This window comes from Scytonema sp. UIC 10036, assembly GCF_009725235.1.
Genome location: NZ_WJFC01000345.1, coordinates 1 through 7995 on the forward strand (window position 1 = coordinate 1; position 7995 = coordinate 7995).

Below are 7995 nucleotides of genomic sequence, written 5' to 3' on the forward strand. Positions count from 1 at the left end.
CCCTAACCCCTACCCCCTAATTCCGCTAGACTCAGAAATGCTGTAATTTTGCTGTGCGAGATGTCCGACCCTCAAACGATTAGCGCTGCTGTCGCCAAACTCTACAACACTTACCCCTTCCCTCCCGAACCATTATTAGATGAACCGCCCCCTGGTTACAATTGGCGCTGGAATTGGTTGGCTTCTTATAACTTTTGTACGGGTCAAAAACCTGATAAGCAAGATATCCGCATCTTGGATGCTGGCTGCGGTACGGGGGTGGGAACTGAGTATCTCGTTCACCTCAATCCTCATGCTCGTGTTGTCGGTATCGATCTCAGTGCTAATGCTTTGTCTGTGGCAAAAGAACGCTGTCAGCGTTCTGGCGCAACTCGTGTGGAGTTTCATCACCTGAGTTTGTATGACGTGGAACAGCTACCGGGTGAATTTGATTTGATTAATTGTGTGGGTGTACTTCACCATTTACCCGATCCTATCCGTGGAATTCAATCTTTGGCTAAGAAGTTAGCTCCTGGTGGTTTGATGCATATTTTCGTATACGGAGAATTGGGACGGTGGGAAATTCAACTGATGCAAAAAGCGATCGCACTCCTTCAAGGTGACAAGCGGGGCGATTACTGCGATGGTGTTCAAGTTGGACGGCAAATATTTGCTTCTCTACCAGATAATAACCGCATTCTGAAAAGGGAACGGGAACGATGGTTGTTGGAAAATCAACGGGATGAGTGCTTTGCTGATATGTACGTACATCCTCAAGAAATTGATTACAACATAGAAACTTTGTTTGAACTTATTGATGCTTCGGGTTTGGATTTTGTAGGTTTTTCCAATCCCAGTTTCTGGGAGTTGGGGAGACTTTTGAGTCAAGCACCGGAGTTAATGGAACGAGCACAAGAGTTGAGCGATCGCCAGCGTTATCGCTTAATAGAGTTATTAGATCCAGAAGTGAGTCACTACGAGTTTTTCTTGAATCGCCTACCGCTACCCAAAACAGATTGGTCAGAACCAGACATAATACTAGCAGCAATTCCTGAAAGAAATCCATGCATAGAAGGTTTCCCCAGTCAATGTCTGTTTAACTACGATTACCAACTTATTAACTTATCGGAAACAGAGTTAAAGTTTTTACAAAGTTGTGATGGTAAATCAACAGTGGGAGAAATTTTAGCAAGCGTACAGTTAGAGTTAGATAGGGTGCAAGAGCTTGTCAAACAACAGCTAATTATGTTAGCACCATGTTGAAAGAATCACATTGCCAACTTGAGAGACGCACAACATCACTCAAACGGTAGAATAAGAGTTAAAAGAATAAACGCTTGGCTAAGATTCCCGACCTCTTAAAGAAGTCGGGGATCTTGGAGTCCATCAATGGGTAAAAATGTAAAAAATTATCCTTTTTTATCCAAATTTCTTGTATTAAAAATCCTTTTTATGCATATGCATCTACCAAGTTTTTTTCTTCAGACAATAAGTTAATTGTTTTTTTCTAAAGTAATGTTACCCAATCGTGATATGATTCAGCTGGCTGGGCAAACAGTCAACACAAATAACTGTACTGGTTTCAACTCCCGTGAGCTTGTCAGACGAATCAATTAAATCCACGCCAACAACAGGACAAGATTCAAAGCCCGGTTTGGAGAACCCAGAACCGAAAAGCTCTTCCATGCAAGAGTTTTACCATCTCTACAGGGAATTGTTGGTTATCACTCTTGTCTTGACAGGGATTATATTTGTCTCTGTATGGATTTTGTATTCCCGAAACTTTGCTCTGAATTATTTGCTTGGAGCATCCACGGGTGTGGTTTACTTGAGGATGTTGGCAAAAGATGTTGAGCGTTTGAGCAGAGAAAATCGCAAGCTGAGCAAAACTCGGTTAGCTTTATTAGTAGGAGTTATTCTACTGGCATCACAGTGGAATAAGCTGCAAATATTGCCAATATTTTTGGGATTTCTCACCTACAAAGGTACGCTTCTCATCTACGTAGTTAGGGGGGTATTTCTCCGGGACTCGTAAAAGCTCCACCAAACCTTAAAAGGCGATGGCGCGAGTGCTTTTCGGCAGGAAAATCCAGACGGCGATACGGCTTTAACCGTTAAGGATCGCTTATCGCTTGCCTCATTATCTCCAGTTAAGATTGGAGAATCGAACGACATGGAAAGAAAATGGTGAATTTTCTGAACGTTTTCTATTCTTCCCCTCTTGCCTCATTGGAAGTGGGTCATCACTTCTACTGGCAATTGGGTAACCTGAAACTGCACGGGCAAGTTTTTCTCACCTCTTGGTTTGTAATTGCTATTTTAGTAATAGCTTCACTAGCAGCTACTCGCAGCATCCAAAAAATTCCTAGCGGCATACAGAACCTCATGGAATATGCCCTGGAGTTTATTAGAGATCTGACGAAAAATCAAATTGGTGAGAAAGAGTACCGCCCCTGGGTGCCATTCATTGGCACGCTGTTTCTGTTTATCTTCGTATCGAATTGGTCGGGCGCTCTGGTTCCTTGGAAGGTCATCAAGTTACCGTCGGGAGAGTTGGCTGCTCCGACCAATGATATAAACACGACAGTAGCACTGGCGTTACTGACTTCGTTAGCTTACTTTTACGCGGGTTTTAGCAAGCGCGGTTTGGGTTACTTCAAAAAGTATATAGAACCGACGCCGATCTTATTACCGATCGCGATTCTTGAAGATTTCACCAAGCCTCTATCCCTAAGCTTCCGACTATTTGGTAACATTTTGGCGGATGAGTTAGTTGTGGCTGTATTGGTTCTTCTAGTTCCTTTGTTCGTGCCTCTGCCGGTAATGGCTTTGGGTTTATTTACCAGTGCCATTCAAGCCTTGGTATTTGCTACCCTAGCGGCGGCATACATACACGAAGCACTAGAGGGACATGGTGAAGAAGAACATGAAGGTCATCATTAGACCTTCGCAATCAGATTTTAGATGTCTGAATGTTAAGTTCACGGCACAATCTAAAATCTAAGAATATCTCAAATCAAAAACCATTCATTTTGTAGTAAAGGTAAGGAAATCAAGATGGATCCATTAGTTTCTGCTGCTTCAGTTCTAGCTGCTGCTTTGGCGATTGGTTTGGCTGCGATTGGACCTGGAATTGGTCAAGGAAATGCTGCAGGTCAAGCAGTAGAAGGTATTGCCCGTCAGCCAGAAGCTGAAGGAAAAATTCGCGGAACTTTGCTGTTGACCCTAGCTTTCATGGAATCCCTGACCATTTACGGTCTGGTAATTGCTCTAGTACTATTGTTCGCTAACCCATTTTCCTAAGACTTAAAAACTTGTCAGTTGTAAAGACGCGATGCTTCAAGTCCTTACAACTGACTATGCTATGAGAAGTCAATCGATCCTTAATAGCCACAGGATCGCCAAAATGAAAGGTTAGATGATTGTAGATGCCACAAAAACAGCGGTTCGAGCCGAATAAGGAGAGAAATGTTTGATTTCGATGCTACTTTGCCTGTAATGGCATTGCAGTTCCTGCTGTTGGCAGCTCTATTGAACGTCATTTTCTACAAGCCATTGACCAAAGCGCTGGACGATCGGGAAAATTACATCCGGACGAACAATCTTGAAGCGAAAGAACGTTTGGCTAAAGCGGAGCGCTTGACGAAAGACTACGAGCAGCAGTTAGCAGATGCTCGCAGACAAGCGCAAGCTGCGATCGCACAAGCTCAGGCTGAAGCACAAAAGATAACTGCCGAAAAATTGGCTGAGGCGCAAAAAGAAGCCCAAGCTCAGAGAGAACAGGCGGCTCAAGAAATAGACCAGCAAAAGCAAGAGGCAATGCGTTCATTAGAGCAACAAGTCGAGGCCCTCAGTAGGCAAATTTTAGACAAACTACTGGAACCAACTTATTAAATAGAGCGGTTCTGTGTAAGCTTACGCGCAACGGGGCGTTGCTCCGGTCAGCGCTTCATTCGAGTGTCAATTTGACACTTTTCCCTTGGGGAAAATTCAACGTAACTAGCAAGGGAGCAGCGCAGTTGTAAATGGGTATCATAGGGACTGTTTTATTTTTAGCCACTGAGGCAGTCGCAGGAGCAGAACCAGAAGGCGGTTTCGGTCTGAACACAGACATTTTAGAAACCAACATCATTAACCTAGCGATTCTCATTGGCGTTTTATTCTACTTTGGGCGTAATGTTTTAAGCAATACCCTGAACGAACGGCGCTCAAATATTGAAGCGACGATTCAGGAAGCAGAAGCGCGTGCAAAGGAGGCAGCGAGCGCCCTCTTTGAGGCTCAGCAAAGGCTGACTCAGGCGCAAGCAGAAGCACAGCGAATCGTAAAAGCGTCTGAAGAAAGTGCTCGCGCATCTCGTGAAGCAATTCTGGCAGAGGCAGCTAAGGACGTGCAACGCTTGAAAGAAACGGCATCTAGGGATTTAGACACCGAAAGGGAAAAAGCGATCGCAGAAGTAAGAGCGAGAGTCGTTGCTTTGGCACTACAAAGAGTCGAGTCTCAACTAGAGACTGGAATAGCCGAGGAGACTCAACATAGATTAATCGATCGCAGCATAGCGCTACTTGGAGGACGCTGATGGCAAGCAATGTAGCAACATCCGAAATAGCCACTCCCTACGCCGAGGCGTTGATGTCACTCGCTCAAGCAAGAAACCTGACAGATCGTTTCGGCGAAGATATCCGTTCGTTACTGGGTTTGCTTTCGGGAAGTGAAGAGTTGCGAAACTTCCTCATTAACCCGTTTGTGAAGCTCGAAGACAAAAAATCTGTCATCACCCGTATCCTTGGAGATGATGCTGATACTTACTTCCGGAATTTTTTGCTGCTGCTGGTAGATAGAAGGCGGATTGCATTGCTCGAACCCATTTGTCAGCAATATCTGGCGCTTTTGCGGCAACTCAAACAAACTGTTCTTGCGGAAGTTGTTTCTGCAGTTCCCCTTTCCGAAGCACAGCAACAATCTGTCAGAGAAAAAGTCATTGCGTTGACGAATGCTCGTGAAGTGGAATTGGATACAAAAATAGATCGCGATCTCATTGGTGGTGTCATTATTAGAGTAGGATCTCAAGTGGTTGACGCCAGTATACGCGGTCAGTTGCGCCGCCTATCATTACGCTTAACTAGCGCGTGAAAAATTATGAATGGTGAATGATGAATTATGAAAATAATTTCTAAAATTCATAATTCATAATTCATAATTCATAATTCATAATTCATAATTCCTCAACAGAGAAGATAGACAAATGGCAATTAGTATCAGACCAGACGAAATCAGCAACATTATTCAGCAACAAATAGAACAATACGACCAACAAGTCAAGGTACAGAATGTTGGTACTGTTCTACAAGTAGGTGACGGTATTGCCCGCATCTATGGTCTCGACAAGGTCATGGCAAGCGAGCTTCTGGAGTTTGAAGACGGTACTGTTGGCATCGCTCAAAACTTGGAAGAAGACAACGTGGGTGCGGTGCTGATCGGTGATGGTCGTCAAATTCAAGAAGGTAGTTCCGTAACTGCAACTGGCAGAATTGCTCAAATCCCGGTGGGAGAAGCGATGGTCGGACGAGTGGTAGACTCTCTCGGTCGGCCCATTGATGGCAAAGGTGAAATCAGAACCACAGAAACCCGTTTGATTGAATCACCAGCACCGGGGATTGTGGCTCGTCGTTCCGTACACGAACCCATGCAAACGGGGATCACAGCTATTGACGCCATGATTCCTATCGGTCGCGGTCAACGGGAATTGATTATTGGGGACCGTCAAACTGGAAAAACTGCGATCGCAATTGACACCATCCTCAACCAAAAGGAAGAGGATGTGATTTGCGTTTACGTTGCCATCGGTCAAAAGGCGTCTACTGTCGCTAACGTAGTACAAACACTACAGGACAGAGGCGCGTTGGACTACACAATTGTTGTCGCCGCTAATGCCAGTGACGCAGCTACCCTGCAATACTTGGCTCCCTATACTGGTGCTACCCTTGCTGAGTACTTTATGTACAAAGGGAAAGCCACCTTGGTTATTTATGATGACCTTTCCAAGCAGGCTCAAGCGTATCGCCAAATGTCCCTGCTGTTGCGTCGTCCACCCGGACGGGAAGCATACCCCGGAGACGTTTTCTACATCCACTCCCGCTTGTTGGAACGGGCTGCTAAGCTCAACGATGAACTCGGTGCAGGTAGCATGACTGCTCTACCTATCATCGAAACCCAAGCAGGTGACGTATCTGCTTACATCCCCACCAACGTGATTTCCATCACTGACGGTCAGATTTTCTTGTCTTCTGACTTGTTCAACGCTGGTATTCGTCCGGCGATTAACCCCGGTATTTCTGTATCTAGGGTGGGTTCAGCTGCTCAAACCAAGGCAATGAAAAAAGTTGCTGGTAAGTTGAAGTTGGAGTTAGCTCAGTTTGACGAATTGCAAGCTTTCGCACAATTTGCTTCTGATTTAGATAAAGCCACTCAAGACCAGTTGGCAAGAGGTGCTCGTTTGCGGGAACTCCTGAAACAGCCACAAAACTCACCTCTATCAGTTTACGAGCAAGTTGCTATTTTGTATGCGGGTATTAACGGATATTTAGATGACATACCAGCTAACAAAGTGACTACCTTTACTAAAGGCTTACGCGAATATTTGAAGACTGGGAAGCCTCAGTATACAGATAGCGTGAAGGCAAAAAAAGTTCTAGGTGATGATGAGGAAAAAGCCCTCAAGGAAGCAATTACCGAATTCAAGAAGACCTTCTTAGCAACAGCGTAACAATTTTGGATTTGGGATTTGGGATTTTGGATTGAATCTAAAGTCCTAAATCCAAAATCTAAAATCTAAAATCTAAAATCGAAATATGCCAAATCTAAAAGCAATACGCGATCGCATTCAGTCGGTCAAAAATACCAAGAAAATTACAGAAGCCATGCGGCTCGTGGCTGCAGCTAGGGTACGTCGCGCTCAGGAACAGGTGATTGCAACCCGCCCCTTTGCAGACCGCTTGGCTCAAGTACTGTATGGTTTGCAAACCCGCTTGCGGTTTGAAGATGCAGACCTACCCCTACTGCGGAAAAGAGAAGTGCGCTCAGTAGGGCTACTCGTGATATCAGGCGATCGGGGATTGTGCGGCGGTTACAACAACAATATTATTAAGCGTGCTGAAAACCGTGCTAAAGAAATCAAGGCAGAAGGTCTTGACTATACATTTGTCATTGTAGGACGTAAAGCGGCTCAGTACTTCCAACGCCGAGACCAACCCATTGATGCAACCTACACTGGCTTAGAGCAAATTCCGACTGCAGCAGAAGCCACAAAAATTTCTGACGAACTACTCTCGTTGTTCCTGTCTGAAAAAGTAGACCGGATTGAGTTAGTGTACACCAAGTTCGTCTCTTTGGTCAGTTCCCGTCCCGTAGTGCAAACCCTACTTCCTCTCGATCCACAGGGTTTGGAAGCACAGGATGATGAAATTTTCCGCTTAACAACTCGTGGCGGTCAATTTGAGGTAGAGCGCTCAAAAGTCACTACCCCAACACGGACTTTGCCTCGTGACATGATTTTTGAGCAAGACCCCGTACAAATTCTTGATTCTCTGCTACCTCTGTATCTGAGCAACCAGTTACTGAGAGCACTACAAGAATCTGCTGCTAGCGAACTAGCAGCGCGGATGACAGCAATGAGTAGCGCTAGCGACAACGCTAAAGAACTCATCAATACCCTCACCCGGTCATACAACAAAGCACGCCAAGCCTCGATTACCGATCAAATTCTTGAGGTGGTGAGTGGTGCAGAAGCGCTAAAGTAAAGTAATATTGGATTTTGGATTTTGGATTTTGGATTTTGGATTGAATCTGAAATTCAGAATCTAAAATCTCTTGTGGTACATGGAATTGTGCCTAAAACCCAAAATCTAAAATTTAAAATTTCTTGTGGTACATAGGATTGTGCCTAAAATCCAAAATCTAAAATCCAAAATCTAAAATCCAAAATCTAAAATCCAAAATCTAAAATCCAAAATCTAAAA

At 44.6% G+C, this 7995-nt stretch carries 9 protein-coding genes; all 9 read left to right on the forward strand.

Features of this window, described 5'->3' with window-relative positions; all coding sequences use genetic code 11:
- Positions 1-60 precede the first annotated feature (60 nt).
- Positions 61-1242 carry a class I SAM-dependent methyltransferase gene (locus F7734_RS59630; protein WP_155753580.1) on the forward strand — a complete coding sequence of 394 codons (1182 nt, stop codon included), beginning with the start codon at positions 61-63 and terminating at the stop codon, positions 1240-1242.
- A gap of 328 nt (positions 1243-1570) precedes the next feature.
- Positions 1571-2014, forward strand: a complete 444-nt coding sequence (locus F7734_RS59635; protein WP_166482832.1) for an ATP synthase subunit I — start codon at positions 1571-1573, stop codon at positions 2012-2014.
- 149 nt (positions 2015-2163) lie between these two features.
- Positions 2164-2922 carry a F0F1 ATP synthase subunit A gene (gene atpB / locus F7734_RS59640; protein WP_155753582.1) on the forward strand — a complete coding sequence of 253 codons (759 nt, stop codon included), beginning with the start codon at positions 2164-2166 and terminating at the stop codon, positions 2920-2922.
- Positions 2923-3036: 114 nt separating this feature from the next.
- Positions 3037-3282 (forward strand): ATP synthase F0 subunit C, encoded by a 246-nt coding sequence (gene atpE / locus F7734_RS59645; protein WP_008233924.1) that lies wholly within the window; start codon positions 3037-3039, stop codon positions 3280-3282.
- Positions 3283-3447: 165 nt separating this feature from the next.
- Positions 3448-3873, forward strand: coding sequence for a F0F1 ATP synthase subunit B' (locus F7734_RS59650; protein ID WP_155753583.1), 426 nt, complete (start codon positions 3448-3450; stop codon positions 3871-3873).
- Between the two features lie 131 nt (positions 3874-4004).
- The gene (locus F7734_RS59655) at positions 4005-4556 is read left to right on the forward strand and encodes a F0F1 ATP synthase subunit B (RefSeq protein ID WP_155753584.1); all 552 of its coding nucleotides are present in this window, start codon (positions 4005-4007) and stop codon (positions 4554-4556) included.
- A complete protein-coding gene (atpH, locus tag F7734_RS59660) occupies positions 4556-5110 on the forward strand; it encodes an ATP synthase F1 subunit delta (RefSeq protein ID WP_155753585.1) in 555 nt (184 codons plus the stop codon). Before F7734_RS59655 ends, atpH begins: the two co-directional genes overlap by 1 nt.
- Before the next feature lie 112 nt (positions 5111-5222).
- Complete coding sequence (gene atpA, locus F7734_RS59665; protein ID WP_155753586.1) at positions 5223-6743, forward strand: F0F1 ATP synthase subunit alpha; 1521 nt, start codon at positions 5223-5225, stop codon at positions 6741-6743.
- Between the two features lie 85 nt (positions 6744-6828).
- Positions 6829-7776: a F0F1 ATP synthase subunit gamma gene (locus F7734_RS59670; protein ID WP_155753587.1), complete on the forward strand. Its 948-nt coding sequence runs from the start codon at positions 6829-6831 to the stop codon at positions 7774-7776.
- Positions 7777-7995 lie beyond the last annotated feature (219 nt).

Coding starts and splice junctions, on each gene's coding strand:
- atpA (WP_155753586.1), top strand. CDS start 5,223: ATGGCAATTAGTATCAGACCAGACGAAATCAGCAACATTATTCAGCAA.
- atpH (WP_155753585.1), top strand. CDS start 4,556: ATGGCAAGCAATGTAGCAACATCCGAAATAGCCACTCCCTACGCCGAG.
- F7734_RS59655 (WP_155753584.1), top strand. CDS start 4,005: ATGGGTATCATAGGGACTGTTTTATTTTTAGCCACTGAGGCAGTCGCA.
- atpB (WP_155753582.1), top strand. CDS start 2,164: ATGGTGAATTTTCTGAACGTTTTCTATTCTTCCCCTCTTGCCTCATTG.
- F7734_RS59650 (WP_155753583.1), top strand. CDS start 3,448: ATGTTTGATTTCGATGCTACTTTGCCTGTAATGGCATTGCAGTTCCTG.
- F7734_RS59670 (WP_155753587.1), top strand. CDS start 6,829: ATGCCAAATCTAAAAGCAATACGCGATCGCATTCAGTCGGTCAAAAAT.
- F7734_RS59630 (WP_155753580.1), top strand. CDS start 61: ATGTCCGACCCTCAAACGATTAGCGCTGCTGTCGCCAAACTCTACAAC.
- atpE (WP_008233924.1), top strand. CDS start 3,037: ATGGATCCATTAGTTTCTGCTGCTTCAGTTCTAGCTGCTGCTTTGGCG.